Raw genomic sequence first — 24024 nt, forward strand, 5'->3', positions numbered from 1 at the left:
AGAAAGAGGATGGGACAAAAAAGGTAATGAAGTTCATCTTGCCTCCATATTTTATCTTAGTTGAACTTCATAAGGCCTATGAAGTTCATCATTCTTTTGTAGAGTGTGCTTCCGGACTTTCTATCAGATAGGCTTCTACCTTTGTTCTATCAATAAGGAAAGGCTCCCAGAACCAATAATTCTCGGGGGCCTCTTTCTTTTAATTCACGGTTTTTGTCACCGTCACTTTTTCATTAAACAGTAACTTTTTCTTTATTTAGCTGGAAATACGCACTAATGATGATGTTTAACATTTCATCTGTCATGTTAAGGTGGGAGATGTTTGTTCCATTAATGAATTGCTGCGTATTTTCATCGTGAAATTTTATATGGCGATCTAAATACGGTTGGAATACTTTTATCATGCCATTTAGTTGAATTTCTTCTTTCGTTAAGATAGATGCTTTTTCTACTTCTAACACTTGTAAACCACCAAATTCTAGATGTTGTTTTATTGTTTCTAAAATTTGTTGATTGGTTTTAGGTACAGGATTTGTAATATGATAGATCTTATTTTTTTCTGCTTTTTCAATAGCTAGTGCTAAAATATCAGCCACATAATCAACTGGAACTAAGTTAGACGTGCCATCTTTTGTTCCTATTAAGTGTATGTTTCTTCCTTCTAGAAGATTTTTACGTTTCAGCCGTTTCTTAAATACTTCAAGCCCTCGCATGAAGCCGTACAGAGTAAATTCCGAATCAGCTTCACCTGTCTTCGAGTCCCCGACGATAATTGATGGGCGAAAAATAGATACTTCCATTTCCTCTTGCATATCGAAAACTTCATGTTCTGCTAAAGCTTTACTTTCTTCGTACGGATTAAAAAATTCACGTCCTGGTTGTGAAAGTGACTCGTATCCTACGTTGTCTGTACCAACTGTATAGGCAGTACTTACATGAAAAAACTTTTTAACCCCAAGCTTTTTTGCTACTGCTAAAGCCTCTTTCGTACCTTGTAAGTTAATGTTCATTAAAGTGTCACGTAGTTCTTCATCAAACTTAACTAATGCTGCCAGATGATAGAAAACATCTACATTGTTTGTTAAGTTAAGAATTGCTTCATTCGTTAATCCGAGATTCTTTCCCGTGATGTCTCCTTTATAAATCGTAATATTATGCTGTTCTTTGCTGGAGACAGATTCTATTAATCTTTCCGCTTTATCTATATTTCTAGCTAAAATGTGTAGCGAATGACCTTTATCTAATAATTGGCGAATAAGTTTTCCACCAAGAAAACCTGTTGCACCTGTTAAGAATATATTCATTTATGCATTACCTCCAAGGTAAAAGACTTCTCTCATTATCTTAATACACTTTTTTCACTCATACAAAACTAGTTATTGGAAGTGTTAGTTAAATTTAGTAATAAAAAAATATACTCAATCACTTAACCCTTTTGATTTTTTCGTACATGCTTCCATCGCGGATAAAACACTAGCTCTAAAACCAGTTCTCTCTAGAGCTTCTACTGCTTCAATCGTTGCTCCACCAGGTGTACACACGTTATCTTTTAGCTCACCTGGATGCTGATTTGTCTCTAATACCATTTTAGCAGCACCTAACACTGCCTGTGCCGCTAATTTATACGCTTGCTTTCGTGGTATCCCTTGCTTTACCGCTCCATCTGCTAAAGCTTCAATAAACATATACACGTACGCTGGTGAAGAAGCACTAACTGCTGGAATGGCATCCATTAGCTTTTCCTCAATTAATTCCGCTTTACCAAAGCTCTCAAAGATTTGAGTCACTAGTGTGAGTTCGTTTTCACTAACTTGTTCGTTTACGCATATTGCACTCATCCCTTCACCAACTAAAGAAGGGGTATTAGGCATAACACGAATAGCTTTCACTTGTTTTTGGAATTGCGTTTCCAAAAAGTTTAGTGTAATGCCTGCAGCAATCGTAACGATAATTGTGTTTGGTTGAATGTAGTTTTTAATTTGTTCAATTACTTCTTTATGTAAGTCAGGCTTTACCGCAAGAATAATTGTATCAGCAACCTCGGCTACTTCTCTATTATTTTCTGTTATTTGTATGTTGAAAGCCTTTTGTACATGAGTTCTTGTGGCAATAGTTTTAGCACTTGCTATGATTTGGCTTGGTTGAACTACTTTTGAGCTTAACAGTCCTTGTATGATGGCTTGGGCCATTTTTCCACAACCAATAAAACCAATTGATTGATTCATCAGTGTGCACTTCCTTTCGGTAAATATCCTTTTTGATTATACAAGAGGGAATAAGGTTGCACAAATGTTAGTGGCAAATAACAAAATAAAACCCGCCTAACAAATGATGTAGGCAGGTCCAGTTTCTAATAGTTCTTTATTTATTGTAGAGCTTTCTCCACATTAATTACACCATTTCCAAAATAAAATTTACTTCCGAGATTTGTTGCTGTTTGACTCAATTTTTGACGGACTTGAACATTTGTTAAGTTCGGGTTCTTAGCTAGCATTAATGCAGCTGCCCCTGCAACATGTGGAGATGCCATTGATGTACCATTTAAGGAACCATAACTATTCCCCGGTAATGTACTTAAAATATTTACACCTGGGGCCATAACCTCTAGTTCGTTTCCTACGCTAGAGAAAGAAGCACGGTTGTTATTCGCATCGACTGCCCCTACAGCAATAACTGAGTCGTATCTAGCAGGATAGCCAATCGTGTTTATTAACCCAAAAAAGTTACCACTATTTCCAGCTGCAGCTACTACAACAATTCCGCTATTATATGCATTGTCACTAGCTTGTTTTAAAGTGGAGGATCCTGTACTTCCACCAAGGCTCATGTTAATAACATCCATACCGTTAGCAATTGACCATTCAATACCTTGAGCAATACCAGCTAACGTACCGCTTCCATCACTACCTAATACTTTTACCGCATATAGGTCTACATCATACGCTATACCTAAAACACCTACATTATTGTTTAATGCTGCAACTGTTCCGGCAACATGTGTACCGTGTCCGTTACCATCTGTTAATGCATTCGGTTCACCTGATACAAAGCTAGCACCACCAGCAACATTTAGATCTGGGTGACTTGCATCAATACCAGTATCTAAGATAGCTACTTTTACGCCATTTCCAGTTATCCCTTGGGAGTGCGCTACATCCGCTTTAATATGTGTAACTCCATAAGGAACTGTTTGACTTACTGCTTCGTATTTAACATTTTCTTCAACATAAGCCACATTAGGATTATTCTCTAATGCTTTTACAGCTTGAGGAGGAAGTGTTACATGCACTACATTCATGTATTTATATTGGTGTTCCACTTTACCTCCCAGTTTTGCTACCTCATTTTTATGGTTAGCAGAAACTGCTCCTTTAAAGCCAATTAAGTATTCCTTCATTTCTGGTTTTCCGTTAGCCTGAGCATCTCCTGGTAAAAATACAAATGATAGTACCAAAACAAAAGCAACTAAAACTGAAACTCCACTACGTAAACTTGATTTTCTCATACACTACCTCCATTTTTTGAATAGTCTGTGTTTTGTAACACATATTCATCGTAGCATATGATTCTCATTAATGTTATTGGGAAAGTGCCACCTATTAAATGGTTAATAAACGGCTTTTTTTTAATCACTTGACCAATGGTTTAACATGGAAAATTCATGAACAAAATAACCTATTACTATTCACTCATACTATTAGAAAGGAAACTTTATGGTAAGGAAAAAGAGAAGGGATCCCCCTCCTCTTTTCTACTCTTTATTGAAAAAATGCATGATAATATCTTGTAAAGGCTACTGCAAATCCACCTCGAGTTATTGTTTCGTTCGGTGCAAAACTTGCTTCAATCTTTGGTTTTAAGTCAAATCTTCCTTGTGTAACGGAAAAATTAGCATTTAATATGTTTAAATCTAAAGCCACTTGAACATATCCTTTTAATTCTGCAGGAATATCAGCTTGATCCTTAAGTACTACTCTTTCGTTGTTATATTGAACTGTTACATCTCCTGTATGAGACTTCGCCTTGTCTTCAAGACCTAAACTTTGTACTAGAGAATACGCTAACTCTGCTTTCGTAACATTTCCTTTTCCAGCAAACTTTCCATTTTCTTTTGAGAGTACAACACCTTTTGATTTTTGTTGCTTGTCGCGTAGTGCAGCACCAGTCGCTACAACTGCTTCTACGTATGGAGCTTCAGATTTATTTACATCCTGAAAAGTGGAATTGGAAGGTAAATTTTGTCTAATTCCTGCTCCCATTACTAAATATCTTGCTAGTTCAAACCTTGTTAATTTATCATCTGGTCTAAAGCTTCCGTCATTATAACCATCGAACAGTCTTTCTTTTACTCCCATTTGAATCGCAGCTTGTGCTTCATGGCCATCAATATCGTTTAACCCCGAATAGCCATTAATTTTTATAAAAGATAATGTACCTTCTACTTTTTCAGGTAAAGCAATACCGATTGGATTTAATTCATTTCCTCTTAGTCCTCTTATTTCTGCCGTCCATTGACCAGGAATGGGATTCGATACTAAGACTACTCTGTCTGTATATAATGCAAATAATAGACTAACTCCAGAACTATACTCGGTTCCATCAGGTGATGTTAAAACAAGGTTAATAGGATTTCCTGTTTCTCCTAATAAACCTTTACCATCCACTTTTGCAAATACACTAGTTAATCCTTCTTCCACAGTAAAAGTATACTTTTCTGAAGTTAAAGTCGTATAGTTTATTGAGAAATCTTCATAAGTTTGAGTTGTTTCCACATAAGAGTTGAACTCTTTATCACTATTTAATGTTGTTCCGTAATCTTTACTGTTCATCACCATATCAACTGCCGCATAAGCGTTTACATAACCCGCTCCTACTTCCCAAGATTCATATCCAGGCATATTCGTAGCCGTTACTTGTAAAACATTTTTCACTTCATCAGGCGATAATTGAGAATCTGCTTCTAATAATAATGCTACTATTCCAGCTACATGAGGTGTGGCCATGGATGTACCACTCATTGTAGTGTAGTAAGGTAAATGGGCTGTTTCAATAAATTCAATGTCATCTGTTAAAGATAGAGCGGATAATGGTGCAAGCACTCGTGTTGAAATGATGTTAACTCCTGGTGCTACAACTGCTGGTTCGTCCTTCCAGGTCCAAGACTTTCCGTCCATTTCGAATGTTCCACCTTTTCCTTTTGTACCTCTTGAAGAGAAGTTTGCTAAAGATCCATCCTTTTCTCCTGCTCCTACTGAAATTACCCAAGGAGCTTTTGCGTAAGGGTTGTGTGTATTTTCTCCAGGTCCTTCGTTACCTGCAGCGAATAAAACAACTATGCCTCTATCATATGCTTTCTTACTAGCAATATTAATGGGATGATCAGGGTTAAAATCGCCTGAAGAACCCCATGAATTCGTAATTACACGAATGTCGTATTCAAATTGGTGTGTTATAGCATAATCAAAACCACCGATTCCGTCTAATATAAATAAAGCACCTCCTGAACCGTATCCAATTAAGTTAGCTCCAGGTGCAGCTCCTTCATGTAAACCACCTGACATGGCACCAGTTCCACCAACCGTTCCTGCAACATGTGTTCCATGCCCTGAATTTGTATCTGTGTTAATTATGTTTTCTTGATAAGTAAGAGGTACAATTCCCGTAATACCTTGGAGATTTGTAGTTCCTAATACATTTTGCACTAAATTTCTCCCTAACTCATGATCTTTATGAGTTCCATCTACACCACTATCATTCACAACAACTCCTACACCTTTTCCTGACACTGGTAATCCACCGTTTTGTTTTCTAAACTCTGAATCGGTACGAACTTTATCTACACCAGTTAAAGCTGTGGAATCTGCATTATAATAATTAAGCTTTTCATTTAAGAAAATAGATCGAATCTCATCATGTGTTGCAAGTTGTTCCATCTGTTCTTTATTTATTAGTGCCGCCACCATAGGTAAAGAGTTCATTGATAAACCGGATGTAACTCCAACACTATCTAATATTGATAATTGCGAATCAGTTGGTTTATCCTCGCCATGAAATGTAATAATTACTTGAGCCAAATCTACTGTTCCAGATAAAAAATCTAGTAACTTCTCATCTAATACTGTTTCCGTTACCTTATTTTGAGTAGTTGCCGACACATTTCCAATCCCAAACATCGGAAGTATAAGAACGAGCACACATAAAACAGCCAACCTTTTTCTCATTTTCATCCTCTTTTCTTCTATTAGTTTTTTTGTAGCATTATCTTCTATTGTTTTTTTTCTTATCATGATAAGAGAAAGCTAGTTCAACAGCTTTATAGGCATTAACATAACCTGCTCCTACTTCCCAGCTCTCATATCCATCCATTTTCGTTGCAGTTCTTTCTAATATGTCTTTTACTTCAAAAGAATTCAGGTTAGGATTTACTTCTAAAAGTAATGCGATCACTCCAGCTACATGGGGTGCTGCCATCGAAGTACCACTAAATGTTGTGTAATACGGCAAATGTTCAGGTGAAATATACTCCACATCTTTTGTTGCACTTAAAGCAGAAAGAGGAGATAGGACCCTAGTTGAAATAATGTCTACCCCAGGAGCAGTTATAGTTGGTTTATCTGCCCAATTATATGAAACTCCGTCAATTTCAATTGTCCCACCATAACCTTTTAAGCCTCTAGAAGAAAAGTTTGCTAAATTTCCTTGTTTATCTCCTGCTGCAACAGTAACTACCCATGGAGCTTTTTTATAGTTTCCTGAAATAGTAGATTCATTAGGTCCTGAATTCCCAGCAGAAAACACGGTGATAATACCTCTGTCATACAATCTTTTCGTAGCAATATTAATCGGATGTTTTGGATCAAATGCTGTTCCTGCATCACTTGTAGCTCCCCAAGAATTCGTAATGATACGAATGTTATATTCTTGTTGATGGGTTAAAGCATATTCAAATCCACCGAGCGTATCTAACATCGCTACAACTGCTCCTGAACCATATCCAATTAGTTTTGCACCTGGAGCAACTCCTTCATACTTACCTCCAGACATGGCACCAGTACCCCCAACAGTTCCCGCTACATGAGTGCCATGACCTGAATCAGAGTCTGTATTTGGTACATTTTCAATATAGGTAATAGGTAAGAGACCTGAAATAGCGTTTAAGTTTGCACTACCGAAAACATTTTGAACTAAGTTCCGCCCAAACTCGATGTCTTTATGAGTACCGTCAACTCCACTATCATTTATGACAACTCCAATTCCTTTACCGCTGACAGGTAACCCACCATTTAACTTACGGAATGTATCATCTGTTCTAACTTTATTAACTCCAGTTATATCGGTTGCAGCTTCATTTTCATACTTTATCGGAGCGTTATAATAAACGGAAAGCACTTCTTCATTTTTTAATAATGCTTCTACTTGTGACTTTGTTGCTAACACTCCAGCAAATGGTAAGGCTTCGAATGTTAATCCTGTAGTAATTCCCGCTTTTCTTAATAGTTCTAATTGATGTTCTTGTACTCCGTTTTCACTGTTAAAGGTAACTATTACTTGTACTGGACCATTTGTATTTTTAAATAATGAATCTAGAGTAGAATCCAGTAAACCGACTGTAGACTTTAGTAAAAGTGCATTTGCATGCTTAGTTGGTGATATTGAACTAAACAACAAACCTACCGCTAAAAATGTAATAGTAAAAATCATTGCAAATTTTTTCAAACTATTCCCTCCAATTTTTTTGAATATTTTAACTTTACTTTATTTTGACACAATGAATAGATAGAGTACTATTATGCATCAGTTATATTTGAAATGAAATTGAGTACTATTCTTTTACTACTAAGGTACTAATAATTTCCTTCCATTTCGTTATCTTTACATGTACTCCATTCATAGTGACAAAGTTCTAATACCCCTTTTATATAGTAGAAAATCCTTATTTTTTAAAAAATTTAAATTTTTAAAAAATAAAAAAACCATAAATTCACGTTTATGGTTTTCTTACAACATAGGTACTAATTTATTTTGTACCGCATAGATTATGGCTTGTGATCTACTTTTCACTTCTAATTTTCTAAAAATGTTACTTACATGTATTTTTACCGTTTTGTCACTTATAAATAGCTTGCTAGCAATCTCTTTGTTTGTTAAGCCTTCCACTAAACAAAGTAGCACTTCTTTTTCTCTATCGGTAAGTGTTTTGTCATCTTGTTTTTTATCTACTTGATGTAGAGTGAAAAGTTTTTTTGTCAAGGAAGTATGAATAACGGACTCTCCTTTAAAAACCGTGCGAATCGCACTTATCACCTCGTCAGAAGGGGAATCTTTTAATAAATATCCGTCTGCTCCCTCTTTGATTGCCATCATAAAATATTCATCATGCTTATACATAGTCAACATTAATACCTTAATTGTAGGGTATTTCATTTTAATAATACTCGTTAATTCTATTCCATTTTGATCAGGCATATTAATGTCCATCACAATAACGTCTGGAATTTCTTTTTCTACTATATAGAGTAGTTCTTTACCATTGGTCGCTTCATCAATAACTTGAATATCCTCTTCATTAGAAATGATTGTTTTTAGACCATCTCGTAAAACAGCATGATCATCTACTAGTATTACTTTTATCAATATTTTTCAACTCCTTCTAGTCCCATCTTAGGGACTTTCAAGATAATGTTTGTTCCTTCCTTTTCCTTACTCTCTATCTGGAGTGCAGCCCCGATTTTCTCCGCTGCTTCATTCATTTGAAGTATACCGTAATGAGGTTCTTCCATCGCTTTTATCATTGCTCCATATAAAGAAAATCCTATTCCATTATCACTAATCTTCAAGACTACATGATCCGCTTGATAGCTCAAGAGAATATTAACTTTTGTAGCTAAAGCATGCTTAATACAATTTTGCAAACTTTCTTGAAACACTTTAAACATAATCTTTTCTGTCATAGAACTAAGAGATACCTTTTCTCCTCTTATGTTGAAGTCAATTCTCATATTGAAGCTTGAATCTCTATTTAGTTCTGACACTTTTTTCTCAACTGCTTGTAAAAATCCTAACTGCTCTGTTGGATAAGGCTTTAAAGCGTATATAGAATCTCTAACATCTCTTAAGCTTTTTCGTAGGTTAGTACTACTATCTTCTATTAATTGTATGGCTTCGGGTGTGTTTGTATGGATTTTTTTTAATGACGTATCCAATTTCATCACCGCACCTGCAAGATTTTGTGCAATTCCATCATGAATATCATGAGCTATTCTATTTCTTTCTTCTAACAAAACCCTTTGTTCCTTTTCTAAAAATAAAAACCTTGTTTTAAAGAATATTGCTAATTGGTTTGCTATCGTGGCTATGGTTCTTATCTCTTCTACCGTAAAACTTTTTGTTCTAGTTTTTGTAACAATTAAACAACCTACTAACTCTTCATCAATTAATAAAGGAGCATATACTTCTGCCTTAACTGTTGGAGAGAAAAATTCATGTAACGGCCCTTTACTATGATAACTACTATCGAAAACCAACAGTTCTCGTACTGATTCCATTTTCTTTATATTTAGATTTTCTTCCTTTAGACTTCCTCTTATTGAATTAATTGCCCATTTTTCCTCATCATGTTTAAGAAGCAGAATACAATCGTCCCCCATAATGTAATCTTTTAAAAGACGCGTAATGTTATCTCCATCTTTATTAGGAATTGCTTTATTTAACTCTGAAGAAAAATCAAATAGGCTTTTTAGTCTATTTTTTTCGTTTCTAAGTCTAACAATAATGGAACTCAACAGTGATAACGCAACTAAGGGTGAAAAAAAGAAAAAGTAAGAGATAATATCAATTTCTCCTCTGTTTTGACTACCAAGTATATGCATCAAAACTCCATAAATAAAAGAAACAGTAAAACTTATTAATTCTCCTTTTCCTTTTTGTTTCCATAATTTGAAGGTGTACCTTTCTGGCCTTAAAATTAATACAATATCCACAATAATATTATTTAATAAATAGAAGCACGTAATTAATAGAAAAAAACCAACAATTCCTTCCACAATAAAATTTTCAGTTAGGAAAACAGGTTTTATAAACTGTAGAGCTAAATGGGCTAAGTATAAACTCACGGCTAATTGAGCAGGATTAAAAAAAATAATTCGAATAGGACGCCTATGTAATAAATTCACACCTAATACCACGATAAAATAGGAAACGACCGTAATCTCTACACCATACACTACATAAATCATATAAAGCACTGGAAATGTTAAAGTAGAGAACCCTTTAGGTACAGGCATTGGATATAGCTCACATATAGCTAAAAAAACGAATAGAAATATGAATTCTACAGGAGAAGAGATTGTGTCCATTTGAAAAAATAAAAAAATAGTCAGCAGCCATCCTATACTTGAAATAAACATCATATATAATTGAGCAATAGTTTGCTCTCCCTTAAAACAAAACATTATACCCCAACCAATCTGAATATTGTGATAATTACATTTTGCTATATGTAATCTATGAAGTCTATAGTATAAAATATCTCTTTTAATTGAATCAATTTCATAATTACTGTTCGTTTAGTGAAAAACGAATGTTCCGTTTATTATAATTCAAAAACGTTCGATATAAAATGTAAATTACAATAAAGAATAGGTTTAATATTCGTTTTTCGTTTAGTAATTGTACATTATTGAAACTCACTCAATTGTATAAAAAAAAACATAGCTGGTCGAATGAAGTACACTGACCAACTATGGCTAAATTAGTTTGTATCCATTGGTGGGGATACATCATTTATATTACAAAACATAATTAACATTAGCTATTCTCTAATAGACGTATACATTTACTACTTTAGACGTATTTACTATTTAAAACGGTTTTATGAACAAATACAAACTGTTTAACACATAGAGAGCAATAACTATCACGGACACATAAACATACTTAGGAGTTCTTTGCGTTTTTCTAGCTAGAACAAAGACGATGATTATATTCATAATAATCAAAGTGATGGTAGATAAATAATGAAAGATATCTACTGAAGCTAACAATAAACCGGATCGATAAAAAAAGTCTGAACTTCCTAGTACGAAAAGGTTAAAGAGGTTACTTCCTAATACACTACCTATAGCAAGGCTTGGATTTCCTAATCGTACTGCAACAATACAACTTACTACTTCTGGTAAAGAAGTTGTTACAGCGATTAAAAACATTCCAACAAAACTAGATCCAAGTCCTGTTATTACAGCTATTTCGTCACCAGTCACCGTTAAGATTGTCCCAAAAAACATAATTAACAAACAACTAATGACAAATTTAACAGTAGTACTTCTTAGAGAACCTGACTGTAAAACTTCGCTGTTAGGTTCTGGTTTCTTTTCTTCTCCTGTTTGCTCATTTGGAATTTTAGATAATAACCAAAGACCAAAACCATATCCTACTAGTAACAAGATGGAGTCTAAACCAACACCCCAAATTTGTATATCGGACTTTATGTAAAGACCGAATAATAAATACACGGTTAAAAATAATCCTAATAACGCAGCGTATAAATGCTCCTTCGTTTTATATTGAAAAATCCTTTTCTTTATAAAATAAATATTTAAAAAGGCTAATGTCAAAAGGTTAAACAGGTTGCTTCCTAAAATGTTACCTAGTATTAAATCAGGGTTATGGATTATCGCTGCTGTATAACTTGTAGTAATTTCTGGAAGGGAGGTTGCTCCTCCAAGTAAAATTGCTCCGAGGAATGCTCCTCCATAGGTTGTTTTTTTACTGATGGCATCAGCATATTTAGAAAGCTTTGTTGCTATGATAATTGTTGCAAGGACGGACATAATAAAATAAACGTATACCAACTTAGCATACCTCTTTCTGTATCAAATTGTTTGATACGAATTAGTATTTGTATTTCTTTTCAAAACGCTATAGGTAAATTATGTATTCCCATTGTATTGATATAAAAAACCTCCTTATCTTAAAGGAGGTTATGCAGTATGAATGGATTGTAATTTAGTTTCTACAACAACTTTTTGAATCCTATTCTTTCTTACTTCTTCAATAAAAATCAATACATTGTCAAAATCCATAACTTCCCCTTTTTTAGGTAGGTAACCTAATGTTTCGGAAATCCAACCACTTAATGTGATGGATGTTGTTTCATTTACATCGATTGGGACAAATGTAGAAAATTCTTCTACAGGAACTCTTCCGTCCATTCTAACTTTTCCGTCTTTGATGATTTCAATGAATGTTTCGTTATCATCATGTTCATCCCATATTTCACCTACAATTTCTTCAATAATATCTTCCATAGAAATGATACCTGCAGTACCACCATATTCATCAATAACAATCGCTATATGATTTTTTGTTTTTTGAAGCTCTTTTAATAAGTTCGAAATCTTCATATAGCCGATTACTACGTATGGTTTTCTAAGAATAGATTTTATTGAAAAATTAGGATTTTGTACATATTGAGCAAAAAAGTCTCTATGTGAAATGATACCAATTATATTATCAATTGTATCTTCGAATACTGGTAAACGAGAATATTGTTCCTTAATAAAGATTTCTTTTATTTCGTCAATATGCATATCCATTGACACTGCAACAACATCAGGTCTAGGTGTAATGATATCATTTACAACAATATCATCGAATTCAATGGCATTGTGCAAAAGTTCTTTTTCTTGTGAGAGAAATGTTCCTTCTTCTTCCCCAATCTCAACAAGCGCTTTAACATCTTCATCTGTTACAGTAGGCTCAGAAGCACGTGTACCAATTAACTTATTGACACCAAGTTTTAATTGGACGAACAGCCATGTAACTGGGAAGAACACTTTCATTATTCCTGTTAAGGACGTAGAAATAAATAACAAGTACTTTTCTGCAAATTGTTTCGCAAACGATTTTGGCAAAATTTCTCCAAAAACTAATACGAGTAACGTAATGAGCAATGTTGTCACTAATAAAGTAGAGTTGTTGCTACCCCACATATCTGTAGCAATCTTTGTAGCGATTGTCGCCATCGCAATGTTCACAATGTTATTACCGATTAAGATAGTTGATAAGCTATGATCAAAGTTCTCTGCTATATCTAAAGATCTTTTCGCTTTTTTATTGTGCTCTGCTTGATTGCGCAATCTAACTTTATTAGCGCTCGTAATAGCTGTTTCCGAAGCAGAAAAATAACCTGAAAGAATTAATAATGCCCCTAACAAAATAATCGAGTCATAGGGTATACTGTCCAAAATCTCATCACTCTCCTAAATATCATTACTATAAATATATTCTGAAATTACGATTTTAGCAATTTAATTGTATAATTTTTTACTATTTTATTTGCTGTGTTTAAGACCGCTGTTGATATTCGTGCAAGTCTCCGCTTTCCACTGGCGGCTAGGGAACCTCCTCAGCGCTATCGCGCCTGCGGGGTGTCTCCCGGTTCCCGCTTCTCCCACAGGAGTCTCCGCATTGCACGGAAATCACAGCTAACTAGTAATTTAATATCAGCACTAAGCTTTAACATATAACATATCTATTTTAATAATAAAAAAAGAAAGTGCCGTAAAAAACTAAGTAGTTCAGTTTTGAGGTAGAAAAATTAAGATAACACCATAATTTAAAGTCCAATTCGCATATGAATTGGACTTTAAATTTTTCTTTATATATCAATGTTTATAGCGATTTAGTAAGCAAATCAGCATTGAAAATAACATAGTAATTAGAAGAGTGACAATAGTTATTGTCACGTTGATAAAACATATGCTAATTTCAATCCGAAATATGTTCAATACGCTTTAACTATTTTAAGAACTTATTATAACTTCTGTTTATCCTACAAGTCTGCTGACGGAAAGCAACTAACTTCTGCTCAAAGACTTAGTATCACAGATAAAGCCTTTAATTTGAATGATATTATTTATTTAAGATAAATATATTTTGATTTTTCTGAATCATGGTATAATATAGGAGGCTATAATCTGATAATTAAGATTATTGAGAGGTGATTATTTGGATATTTTAACAGTGCTTATAGACTTGTTTAAAAATATTAAACATTACTTTTACGATGAAAAAGATGGGTGGGACAAAACAAAAATTGTAGCCCTTTCGTTGTTCTTTGCTTTTATGATAGGCGCTCTTATTTTTCTTATTTATTCAAGAGTAAATTAAAATAGTAAAAAACGCAAGGTTAATTACCTTGCGTTTTTATATGCTTATTCTAATGTAAATTACCTTGTGATTTTTGTTTCTATTTTACTTTTTCTACTTCAAAACTGAACTACTTAGTAAAAAACCACTTTACTTTCTTTCTATTGCAAAATAAACACTCTGATTATTTTGGTACCAAAATATATTTACTTCATAGTAGTACTTCCCTTTTTCATTCGGTATACATAAAGATATTCCTCATCCTCTAATTCATCAATCATCGCTAAATATTCTTCTGGTATTTCTTCGTTAGTAAAAGGCTGTTTTGCCTTCTCACCTTTTATTAATAATTTTACTGGATCTAAAGTCTCTGTAAATATGACTGCGGTAAAATCAACTACTTCTAAGCCATGGAAAGGATTTAGTATTTTTACATCCTTCTTTAAAACTAACATTTTCAATTCTTCCGTAACCATGTCTAAACTTGCGCCTGTACCATGACGAACGTCAAAATCTTTTTCCATGTCAGCTTTATGGTGTTCAGGGATTGGAAAGTCTTCATCATAAATATATGTACTTGAACTATAAAATGGAGAGATAGAATCTCCTGAATTTGATGTGATAATGAGCTCTGCAGTTTTGACATTAAATTTTTCATACTCTTGCGTAGTTGTAGAAGTAGAGCAAGAAGATAGACCCAATAATAACAACAATAACAAAATGATATTTTTCATAATTCCTCCTATAAAGCCCTTTAATCTATTTGACGTTTTAGCTTAACAGGTGGTTTCATGTTAAAAAGCTTTTACTTCTCGGTGACGTTTTCTAGTTGGTGATGAGAGTACAATAATGGCAAGAAAGATTAATAACACACCAAGCCATGATAATGGTGATAATGCTTCTCTAACAATAAATGTCCCTAACAATGCTGCTGTTAATGGCTCCGCAAGAGTTAAGGTTACTGCTGTTGATGCTGGCACTTTTTCTAATCCCTTTGAGAAGCAAAGATAGGCAATAGCGGTTGTAAAAACACCTAAATATATAACTGTTGTCATACCACTTACTTCTGTGAACCATCTCATATCAAAGAAAAACACTGCTGGCGATAATAGAACAGCACTCGTAGTAAAAACAATCGCTACAACTGTTTCTGGATTGTTCGAATGTAAAAGTTGTTTGCTACTAAAAGTATATAATGCAAACGCAAAACCAGCGGAGATTGCAAGAATCATCCCAAGTGAATCAGTATGTAACGCCTCTCTACTAGAAAACAACAAGATACATCCGGATATAGCAATTATTGTTGCAAGCCACCAATTGAACGAAGGTGCTTTTTTCTTTATTAGCCACTCAATGCATCCTGCAAAAACAGGTGCACTTCCAATAGCTAAAACTGTCCCTACCGCGATTCCCGTTAATTTAACAGATGAAAAAAAGAACGGTTGAAAAGCTGCCATACTAATCGCACTTAATAAAACTAACCGTTTTGAAATGCCATCAACATTCCATTTTTTTTGAACGATTACAATAAGTAAAAGCAATCCCCCACCTATTGCAAGTCTAACTGCACCTATCGCAATCGGATTTGCAGTTGAAGGAGCAAACGTTTGAGCCGTACCAGTGGTACCCCATAAAACTGCAGCAATCAACACTAACAATACAGCACCCAATCTCCCCAATTAACTCCCCTCTTTCTATTATACTAGTAAGTTTTTACTATTTTTTAGTATATGCTTTTATTTATAGTCCTTAGCAATTATAATATCGTCCCTTCCATCATATATTGCGTGTAAAGGAGGGATAAATATGTTAGATGTAGGTCGTATATATTTAGCAGCTATCTTAGCTGGAGTTGCGTTAATTTATGTTGCTCCTAAATTAACAGCACTAGGAACGCTAGGCACTACTGTATCACCGTTTTTAGTCATTGTTGCTGTAATTGTTATCATTGTATTTTCACTTCTTGTTATATACAGAGCGGTACGCAGCCTATTTGGTAAATAACTAATTTCCTTCCCTTAATATTCTATACAATAAAAAGTACTCCTTTATCAACTAAAGGAGTATTTTTTCTGTTAAGGCTTTAACACAACTTTAATACAATCATCTTCATGATTATTAAATAATTTATATCCATGTGCTGCTTCATCTAATGAAATTTTATGTGTAATGATTTCTCTTGGATCAAACTCATTGTTTGTTATTTTCTCGAACAACTTAGGCATAAAAGGAATAACAGGCGCTTGGCCCATTTTTAATGTAATGTTCCTTACGAAAAATGCTCCTAATGGAAAGTTATTATAATTACTTCCATAAACACCTGTAATTTGGACTGTACCTGCTTTCCGTACAGCTTTCGTAGCTATCTGTATCGGCCCAAGTGTACCCCCTTGTAACTTTAACTTTTGCTCGATAAATTCTAATGCTGACTTTTTCCCATCCATCCCAACACAATCTATTACAACGTCCGCTCCACCGTGTGTAATTTCTTTTAAATGCTCTCCCATATCTTCATACTTCGTAAAATTAAAAGCTTCGACACTGTTTTTTCTCTTCGCGTGATTTAACCGATATTCTAGATGATCCACTGCGATAACACGTTTTGCCCCAAACATCCAAGCAAACTTTTGTGCCATCAAACCAACTGGACCACAGCCAAGCACTATGACAGTATCTCTATTTTTTACGCCTGCATTCATTACACTCCAGTATGCTGTTGGTAATACATCTGATAAAAACAGTAGTGCCTCATCTTCTAGTTCACACGATTCTGGAATGACAAACGGTGTAAAATTACCAAATGGTACTTTTAAGTACTCTGCCTGACCACCTGGATGATTCCCGAATTTTTCTGTATAACCGAAATAGCCACCAGAATCATAATGTGGATTAGAATTATCGCATTGGCTTGTTAAATCATGTTGGCAATATATACACTCTCCACATGATACATTAAAAGGTATAACAACACGGTCACCTTTCTTTACTTTCGTTACTTCTGGTCCAACTTCTTCAACGATACCCATCGGTTCATGTCCTATAATATATCCATGAGGCAATGGCATATTGCCTTGATATAAATGCAAATCTGATCCGCAAATGGCAGTTGAAGTTATTTTTACAATAATATCATCCTTTTTCTCTAGTTTTGCATCTTGCACTTCCTTTACTTCTATCTTTTGAGCTCCCTGGTATGTTACAGCTTTCATTATAGACACCTCGCTTTTTTTCATCTTTATTAAGTGTGCCCAATAATTTAAAACAAAATAAAAAAACAGACCCTAAAATTTAGAGTCTGTTCTACAAGTTGTATACTACGCTTTATTAACGTTAGTAGCTTGTGGTCCGCGTTGGCCATTTTCAATTTCAAAAGTAACAGCTTGCCCTTCTTCTAAAGACTTGTAGCCGTCCCCTTGAATCGCAGAGAAATGAACGAATACGTCTTCTCCGCCTTCGCGCTCGATAAATCCAAAACCTTTTTCACTGTTAAACCATTTTACTTTACCATGTTCCACTTTTGTTGCCTCCTAGCATGTTCATACATTGAAATTTACAAATTAACTTTGCCCAATTAATATAACCTAACTTTTTTCTTTTTAAACATTTTTCGTAAAAAAAATTCACATAAAAAAAACCCCTCAGATATTGAGGGGCAAACTTGATAAAATTTAATAGTTAGATGTTAATTTTGTGAAATCAATCGCACCATCTTCTACAAGGTGGCATGCAGCTTGGTGGTTTTCACCAGGAATGCCATGTAGTTTTGGTTCTTCTGTTTTACAACGATCATGAGCATAAGGACAGCGAGTATGGAAACGACATCCTGCTGGTGGGTTGATCGGAGAAGGAACGTCACCTTTTAGAATAATACGTTCCTTTTTCTCCATAATATTAGTACTAGGTATTGCTGACAATAACGCTTTTGTATATGGATGTTGAGGGTTTTCGAATAAAGATTTCTTATCTCCAACCTCCACAATTTTACCTAAATACATAACAATAATGCGATCAGAAATATGACGTACAACACCTAAATCATGTGAGATGAATAAATATGTTAAATTAAATTTTCTTTGTAATTCTTTTAATAAGTTCAGAACTTGCGCTTGAATGGAAACGTCTAGAGCTGAAACTGCTTCATCACAAATAATTAATTTAGGATTTACAGATAGTGCACGAGCAATACCGATACGTTGACGTTGGCCACCACTAAATTCATGTGGATGACGATCAATTTGGTGAGCACCGATACCTACTGTTTCTAATAAGTCTCTAATTGTTTGACGACGTTCTGAGCGTGGTACAACGTTTTGTATTTCTATAGCTTCTTCTAAAATTTGATAAACCGTTTGACGTGGGTTCAATGAAGCATAAGGGTCTTGGAAAATAATCTGTAAATCTTTGCGTTTTCTACGCATTTGCGAGCTATTAAACGCAAGTAAGTCTTCACCTTGGAAATACACCTCACCGCTTGTAGGGGTTTCTAAACGAAGAATCGCTCTTCCAGTTGTAGACTTTCCACAACCAGACTCCCCAACGATACTTACTGTTTCCCCTTCTTTTACTTCAAACGAAATATCATCAACTGCTTTAACGTGATTAACCGTTTTACCAAAAATACCACCTTTAATAGGGAAGTACTGCTTGAGGTTTTTTACTTCTAATAATGTATTGTTACTCATGACTAGCCGCTACCTCCTCTTGGTTATCCCATTTATCCGTGTACATCCAACAGCGTACTTGATCACCGTCTGAAGTTTTTTCAAGATCTGGTAAGTCTGTTAAACAAATTTCTCTTGCATGTGGACAACGAGGAGCAAAGCTGCACCCTTTTGGTAAATTAAATGGACTTGGAACAGATCCTTTAATTACTTCTAAGTCCCCGTCAAAATCTTGGTCATGCTTAGGAACGGAATTTAATAGACCGACCGTGTAAGGGTGTTTCGGATTTGTAAAGATTGTTTTTACGTCCGCGTACTCTACTACCTTTCCACAGTACATAACTGCCACGTTATCACACATCTCAGCTACTACACCTAAGTCATGCGTAATCATCATTAACGAAGTACCTAGTTCTTCTTGAAGCTTTTTCATTAACTCTAAAATTTGTGCTTGTATAGTCACGTCTAGTGCTGTTGTTGGCTCATCTGCAATTAACAACTCTGGATTACACGCTAATGCCATGGCAATCATAACACGTTGACGCATCCCTCCTGATAATTCAAATGGATATTGTTTCGCACGTTCCACTGGAGATGGGATACCTACAAGTGTTAACATTTCTACAGCTTTTGCCCATGCTTCTTTTTTACCAAGTTTTTGATGAATACGAACAGATTCTGCAATTTGTTCTCCACACGTTAACGTTGGATTTAATGATGTCATTGGCTCTTGGAAAATCATCGAGATGTTATTTCCTCGAATGTCCATCATTTGTTTTTTTGTTTTATCTAATAAATTTTCGCCTTTAAAAATAATTTCTCCGCCTACAATTTTACCAACTGGTTCTTGTAATAAACGTAAAATAGATAAGGATGTAATACTTTTACCTGATCCAGATTCCCCTACAATACCAATCGTTTTACCTTTTTCAATCTCAAAATCTACTCCATCAACTGCTTTTACTTCTCCTTCATCTGTAAAGAAAGAAGTACGTAAGTCTTTAACTTGTAATATTTTTTCACTCATCGATTTCACCGTCCCTTAGTTCAAGTCAATTCGTTTGTTAATCATTCGGTACGTAATATCTACAAGGAAGTTAACAAACACGAACAGAACCGCACATACTAAAATTGTTCCTTGTACCATTGGAAAATCACGCATACGAATAGAGTCAATAATTAAACGCCCTAAACCATTAATTGCAAAAATAGTTTCTGTTACAACCGCTCCACCTAGTAATCCACCAAACTGTAAACCTACTACAGTAACAACTGGAATTAAAGCATTTCTTAGAGCGTGTTTATAAATAACTAATTTATCACTAACACCTTTTGCATAAGCTGTACGAATATAATCTTGGTTAATAACCTCTAACATACTAGAGCGAGTCATACGAGCTATTATAGCTGCCCCACCAGTACCTAGTGTGATGGCAGGAAGAATCATTTGTTGCCATGTTCCCCATCCTGCAACAGGTAGCATGCCTAACTGAACAGAGAAGAAATAAATTAACATAATACCTAGCCAGAAGTTAGGCATGGATAATCCGAATAATGCAACAACCATTATGGAAACATCAGAAAATGAATATTGTCTTGTTGCAGAAATAATACCTGCAATTAATCCTATAATAACTGCTAAAACTGTACCTATTATCGCTAATTCTAATGTAATCCAAAAACGATGTGTAAAGATTTCTTCTGTTACAGAACGATTTGTTCTAATAGAAGTTCCTAAATCCCCTTGAATAGCATTTGATACGTAACGAATATATTGAACGTGGAGTGGATCGTCTAACCCTAAGTTTTTACGCATTTGTTCCACTTGTGCTGGGTCAGCTTGTTCACCTGCCATAATTTGTGCCGGGTCACCAGGAATTAGATGCATCATTAAGAATACTGCTAGTGTAACACCAAACATAACAGGAATGGTTTGAAGTAATCGACGAATTATATATACGAACATGTTTAACACACCTTCCTTCTTTTATTTTTTCGATTTTGGATCTAGTGCGTCACGTAGACCGTCACCAAATAAGTTGAAACCGATAACTACGAACAAAATAACTAGACCTGGGAATAATGATACATGTGGTGCTTGTCTAATATAGTCACGTCCTTGTGACAACATAGCACCCCACTCTGGAGTTGGTGGTCTAGTTCCCATCCCTAGGAATGAAAGGGCACTCGCAGTAATAATTGCAGAAGCAATGTATAACGTAGCCTGTACAATTATTGGCGACATAATATTAGGAAGAATGTGTTTGAAAATAATTCTTGCATCACTTGCTCCCATTGCTTTAATTGCATCAACGTACTCTAACTTCTTAACACTTAATGTAGATCCTCGAACGATACGTGCGAATGATGGTACTGCGAAAAACGCAACAGCTATAATTACGTTAGTAGTACTAGCCCCAAGTACACTCACAATCGCTAAAGCTAATAAAATTCCAGGGAAAGCTAGTAACACATCACAAATCCTCATAATCAATGAATCAATCCAACGACCATAATAACCAGATACTATACCTAAAAGGATACCAACAATAGCTCCTAATACAGTAGATAAAATACCAACTGTTAGAGATACCCTTGCTCCAAAAATTATTCTACTTAAAATATCACGTCCTTGGTGATCTGTACCTAACCAGTGTTCCGCTGATGGCGGTTGTAATTTGTTAGTAACTTGTGTTAGTACAGGATCATGTGGTGCTAAAAATGGAGCCAAGATTGCTATAAAAACAAATAATATAACGATAGCAGCTCCGACCATAGCAGCTTTATTCTTAGCTAACTTCTTATAAAAAGCTAACCAACGTTCTTGAGATGCACTCTTCTCTTTTACAGGAGGCGCTGTCTGAGTTTCGATTTGCGGTTGGTTCATACCCTTATCCATCCCTTCATTGTTTTGTAACATTTTTAACATAATTGTAATAATTCTTTAAACTTAGCATGTAATTATATTAGCTAGTTTTTAGAAATATTACAATAGTTTAATATATATCTATAATAGAAATATTAATATTTTTTGCTTTTTTAACATATTAAGCTAATTATTGGAATAAATAAGTAGTGTCTTAACTATTCTCTAGGAAAATTAGGGGAATATTATCCTGTAATTTCCTATTATAATAGAAGAATTGATTCTATATTAATCTTTAAAAGGGGGTTAGCAGAAGTCATTTGTTTTACCAAATGATTACAATATTACATTTATGTAAAAAAATCATTTAGAAAACACTTGTTTATTTAGAAAATTTACATTATTATAATAACAATACATAGCAAGACTATGTATCTAGCAAACCAAAATTAGTAGGGGGTAAAAATAATGAATTTTAAAAGAAATTTATTTCTTGTACTTGTAGCTGCTCTAGTATTAGTGTTAGCTGCATGTAGCGGAAAAAGTGGCGGAACAACTGGTGGTCACTTAGTATTCGTAACTGCTTCAGATGCACCAACACTTGATCCACACGGTATGAATGATACTGCAACAACAAACGCAACAACGCAAATATTTGATCGTTTAACTGAGTATGCTGCTGATGGTTCTGTAGTCCCTTCTTTAGCAGAGTCTTTCTCTCCAGTAGATGAAACTACTTGGGAATTCAAATTACGCAAAGGCGTAAAATTCCATGACGATACAGACTTCACTGCTGAAGCTGTAAAAATGTCATTAGAGCGTATCATTGATCCAGATTTCGCTTCTCCTCGTGCTGTTGTATTAAATATGATTGAGGAAATTGAAATTAAAGATGATCATACTGTTCACATTAAAACAAAATTCCCTTTCGCTCCACTACCAGCTCACTTAGCTCATAACGCTGGTTCTATCATCGCTCCTTCTGCAATGAAAGCAGAAAAAGACGGTGGAAAGAAAGTTGACGAAAACCCAATCGGTACTGGTCCATTCGTATTAGATGAGTGGGTTCGTGGTGATTCAATTAAATTCAAACGTAACGAAAACTTCTGGGGCGACAAAGCTGTAGCTGACACTATGGAATTCAAAGTTGTTCCTGAACAAGCAACTCGTACTGCAATGTTAGAAACTGGTGAAGCACACGTTATCCAAGTTGGTTCTTCTGACGTTAAACGTGTAGAAGGTCTTGACGGTGTTGAACTAGAGCGTGTACGTGGTACTCGTATGGACTACTTAGGTTTCAACATGGAAAAAGCTCCATTCGATAACATCAAAGTTCGTCAAGCAATCGCTATGGCTGTAAACAAAGATGATATCGTTAATGGTATCTTAGACGGTCAAGGTGTTGCGGCTGTAGGACCTTTAGCTCCAACTGTTGTTGGTAACTACCAAGGTTTAACTCCACTTCCTTTCGATGTTGAGGGAGCAAAAGCTCTTTTAGCTGAAGCTGGATTTGCTGATGGCTTCCAAACTACTTTATACGTAAACGAAGGTAACCGTGAGCGTGCAGATATGGCTGAATTAATTCAAGACCAATTACGTCCACTTGGTATCGATGTACAAATCGAAATCATTGAGTGGGGTGCATTCTTAGAGATGACTGGTGCTGGTGAGCATGAACTATTTATCTTAGGTTGGACTACTGTTACTGGTGATGCTGACTACGGTCTATATGCATTATTCCACTCAACAATGTTTGGTTCTCCTGGTAACCGTTCATTCTACGCTAACCCACGTGTAGATGAATTATTAGACTTCGCTCGTTCTGAAGCTGATCAAGCTAAACGTGACGAAGCTTACAAAGAAATCTCTGAAATCCTTGTAGAAGAAGCTCCAATGGTTTACTTACAACATCCTGACTTTGTATTTGCTACAAACAAAGTGGAAGAAGGATTATTCGTAAACTTCAGTGGAACTCCATTCTTCAAAGGCGTTAAACTTAAGTAATAACTAAAAGGGTAAACCGAGTCGACTTAATGTTGACTCGGTTTTTTTATTAAATGATGTTAATGGGGTTGTCTTGGAAGTGATGTAAGATGTAACGGTTCTTTATGTCTGTATTAGAAAATTAGAAAAGGCAATATAATTCATTCTCCGTATCAAGTTCATTTCCCTTTTTTCTCTGGCAGAATGGACTTCATTCCCCATATCAAGTTCACTTTCTTCTTTTCTCTTGATTAAAATGAACTTCATACGCCTTATCAAGTTCACTTTCTTCTTTTTTCTTTGGAAAAATGAACTAAATCTATTCAACGAAATGAATATCATATTCAATAAGAATGATTTTATAAC

19 protein-coding genes are annotated in these 24024 nt (G+C 34.9%); 2 read left to right on the top strand and 17 right to left on the bottom strand.

Going from position 1 to position 24024, the window contains the following annotated elements; genetic code table 11:
- Positions 1 to 233: 233 nt before the first annotated feature.
- The 11 genes from CDZ92_RS11835 to CDZ92_RS11885 form a co-directional block, all read right to left on the bottom strand.
- Positions 234 to 1304, bottom strand: a complete 1071-nt coding sequence (locus CDZ92_RS11835) for an SDR family oxidoreductase (RefSeq protein ID WP_096155437.1) — start codon at positions 1302 to 1304, stop codon at positions 234 to 236.
- A 114-nt stretch (positions 1305 to 1418) separates the two neighbouring features.
- Positions 1419 to 2225 carry a pyrroline-5-carboxylate reductase gene (proC, locus tag CDZ92_RS11840; RefSeq protein WP_096155438.1) on the bottom strand — a complete coding sequence of 269 codons (807 nt, stop codon included), beginning with the start codon at positions 2223 to 2225 and terminating at the stop codon, positions 1419 to 1421.
- A gap of 140 nt (positions 2226 to 2365) precedes the next feature.
- Complete coding sequence (locus CDZ92_RS11845; RefSeq protein WP_096155439.1) at positions 2366 to 3505, bottom strand: S8 family peptidase; 1140 nt, start codon at positions 3503 to 3505, stop codon at positions 2366 to 2368.
- A 253-nt stretch (positions 3506 to 3758) separates the two neighbouring features.
- Entirely contained in the window at positions 3759 to 6221 is a 2463-nt protein-coding gene (locus CDZ92_RS11850; RefSeq protein ID WP_096156991.1) for a S8 family serine peptidase, read from the bottom strand.
- A 37-nt stretch (positions 6222 to 6258) separates the two neighbouring features.
- Positions 6259 to 7716, bottom strand: a complete 1458-nt coding sequence (locus CDZ92_RS11855) for a S8 family serine peptidase (protein ID WP_255249810.1) — start codon at positions 7714 to 7716, stop codon at positions 6259 to 6261.
- A gap of 282 nt (positions 7717 to 7998) precedes the next feature.
- The gene (locus CDZ92_RS11860; protein ID WP_096155440.1) at positions 7999 to 8634 is read right to left on the bottom strand and encodes a response regulator; all 636 of its coding nucleotides are present in this window, start codon (positions 8632 to 8634) and stop codon (positions 7999 to 8001) included.
- Positions 8631 to 10451, bottom strand: a complete 1821-nt coding sequence (locus CDZ92_RS11865; protein ID WP_227521534.1) for a GAF domain-containing sensor histidine kinase — start codon at positions 10449 to 10451, stop codon at positions 8631 to 8633. The genes CDZ92_RS11860 and CDZ92_RS11865 overlap by 4 nt, the downstream gene beginning before the upstream one ends.
- A 408-nt stretch (positions 10452 to 10859) precedes the next feature.
- Entirely contained in the window at positions 10860 to 11849 is a 990-nt protein-coding gene (locus CDZ92_RS11870) for a sodium:calcium antiporter (RefSeq protein ID WP_096155441.1), read from the bottom strand.
- A gap of 129 nt (positions 11850 to 11978) precedes the next feature.
- Positions 11979 to 13244: a hemolysin family protein gene (locus CDZ92_RS11875; RefSeq protein ID WP_096155442.1), complete on the bottom strand. Its 1266-nt coding sequence runs from the start codon at positions 13242 to 13244 to the stop codon at positions 11979 to 11981.
- 1110 nt (positions 13245 to 14354) lie between these two features.
- Positions 14355 to 14882 (bottom strand): hypothetical protein, encoded by a 528-nt coding sequence (locus tag CDZ92_RS11880; RefSeq protein WP_096155443.1) that lies wholly within the window; start codon positions 14880 to 14882, stop codon positions 14355 to 14357.
- Between the two features lie 60 nt (positions 14883 to 14942).
- Positions 14943 to 15827, bottom strand: a complete 885-nt coding sequence (locus tag CDZ92_RS11885; RefSeq protein ID WP_096155444.1) for a DMT family transporter — start codon at positions 15825 to 15827, stop codon at positions 14943 to 14945.
- Between the two features lie 127 nt (positions 15828 to 15954).
- Here CDZ92_RS11885 and CDZ92_RS11890 point away from each other — a divergent pair, with 127 nt between their 5' ends.
- Positions 15955 to 16152, top strand: a complete 198-nt coding sequence (locus CDZ92_RS11890; protein ID WP_096155445.1) for a hypothetical protein — start codon at positions 15955 to 15957, stop codon at positions 16150 to 16152.
- 71 nt (positions 16153 to 16223) lie between these two features.
- On the opposite strand, the gene CDZ92_RS11895 is transcribed toward CDZ92_RS11890, so the two are convergent.
- From CDZ92_RS11895 to nikC, 6 genes are all read right to left on the bottom strand, one after another.
- Positions 16224 to 17357, bottom strand: coding sequence for a zinc-dependent alcohol dehydrogenase (locus CDZ92_RS11895; protein ID WP_096155446.1), 1134 nt, complete (start codon positions 17355 to 17357; stop codon positions 16224 to 16226).
- Between the two features lie 105 nt (positions 17358 to 17462).
- Entirely contained in the window at positions 17463 to 17663 is a 201-nt protein-coding gene (locus tag CDZ92_RS11900; RefSeq protein ID WP_096155447.1) for a cold-shock protein, read from the bottom strand.
- Positions 17664 to 17816: 153 nt separating this feature from the next.
- Positions 17817 to 18830 carry an ABC transporter ATP-binding protein gene (locus CDZ92_RS11905; RefSeq protein WP_096155448.1) on the bottom strand — a complete coding sequence of 338 codons (1014 nt, stop codon included), beginning with the start codon at positions 18828 to 18830 and terminating at the stop codon, positions 17817 to 17819.
- Positions 18823 to 19836, bottom strand: coding sequence for an ABC transporter ATP-binding protein (locus CDZ92_RS11910; RefSeq protein WP_096155449.1), 1014 nt, complete (start codon positions 19834 to 19836; stop codon positions 18823 to 18825). The genes CDZ92_RS11905 and CDZ92_RS11910 overlap by 8 nt, the downstream gene beginning before the upstream one ends.
- A gap of 15 nt (positions 19837 to 19851) precedes the next feature.
- Positions 19852 to 20775 (bottom strand): nickel ABC transporter permease, encoded by a 924-nt coding sequence (nikB, locus tag CDZ92_RS11915; RefSeq protein WP_096155450.1) that lies wholly within the window; start codon positions 20773 to 20775, stop codon positions 19852 to 19854.
- A gap of 21 nt (positions 20776 to 20796) precedes the next feature.
- Positions 20797 to 21696: a nickel transporter permease gene (gene nikC / locus CDZ92_RS11920; protein WP_406564901.1), complete on the bottom strand. Its 900-nt coding sequence runs from the start codon at positions 21694 to 21696 to the stop codon at positions 20797 to 20799.
- 447 nt (positions 21697 to 22143) lie between these two features.
- On the opposite strand from nikC, the gene CDZ92_RS11925 reads away from it, so the two are divergent.
- Entirely contained in the window at positions 22144 to 23679 is a 1536-nt protein-coding gene (locus CDZ92_RS11925; RefSeq protein ID WP_096155451.1) for a glutathione ABC transporter substrate-binding protein, read from the top strand.
- Positions 23680 to 24024: the final 345 nt, after the last annotated feature.

It is taken from the genome of Bacillus sp. FJAT-45066 (genome assembly GCF_002335755.1).
GTDB lineage: Bacteria > Bacillota > Bacilli > Bacillales > Bacillaceae_I > Bacillus_CD > Bacillus_CD alkalisoli.

Excerpts from the sequence above, each read along its gene's own strand:
- CDZ92_RS11835 (WP_096155437.1), bottom strand. The coding sequence starts at position 1,304 with ATGAATATATTCTTAACAGGTGCAACAGGTTTTCTTGGTGGAAAACTT.
- proC (WP_096155438.1), bottom strand. The coding sequence starts at position 2,225 with ATGAATCAATCAATTGGTTTTATTGGTTGTGGAAAAATGGCCCAAGCC.
- CDZ92_RS11845 (WP_096155439.1), bottom strand. The coding sequence starts at position 3,505 with ATGAGAAAATCAAGTTTACGTAGTGGAGTTTCAGTTTTAGTTGCTTTT.
- CDZ92_RS11850 (WP_096156991.1), bottom strand. The coding sequence starts at position 6,221 with ATGAGAAAAAGGTTGGCTGTTTTATGTGTGCTCGTTCTTATACTTCCG.
- CDZ92_RS11865 (WP_227521534.1), bottom strand. The coding sequence starts at position 10,451 with ATGTTTTGTTTTAAGGGAGAGCAAACTATTGCTCAATTATATATGATG.
- CDZ92_RS11880 (WP_096155443.1), bottom strand. The coding sequence starts at position 14,882 with ATGAAAAATATCATTTTGTTATTGTTGTTATTATTGGGTCTATCTTCT.
- CDZ92_RS11890 (WP_096155445.1), top strand. The coding sequence starts at position 15,955 with ATGTTAGATGTAGGTCGTATATATTTAGCAGCTATCTTAGCTGGAGTT.
- CDZ92_RS11895 (WP_096155446.1), bottom strand. The coding sequence starts at position 17,357 with ATGAAAGCTGTAACATACCAGGGAGCTCAAAAGATAGAAGTAAAGGAA.
- CDZ92_RS11905 (WP_096155448.1), bottom strand. The coding sequence starts at position 18,830 with ATGAGTAACAATACATTATTAGAAGTAAAAAACCTCAAGCAGTACTTC.
- CDZ92_RS11910 (WP_096155449.1), bottom strand. The coding sequence starts at position 19,836 with ATGAGTGAAAAAATATTACAAGTTAAAGACTTACGTACTTCTTTCTTT.
- nikB (WP_096155450.1), bottom strand. The coding sequence starts at position 20,775 with ATGTTCGTATATATAATTCGTCGATTACTTCAAACCATTCCTGTTATG.
- nikC (WP_406564901.1), bottom strand. The coding sequence starts at position 21,696 with ATGAACCAACCGCAAATCGAAACTCAGACAGCGCCTCCTGTAAAAGAG.
- CDZ92_RS11925 (WP_096155451.1), top strand. The coding sequence starts at position 22,144 with ATGAATTTTAAAAGAAATTTATTTCTTGTACTTGTAGCTGCTCTAGTA.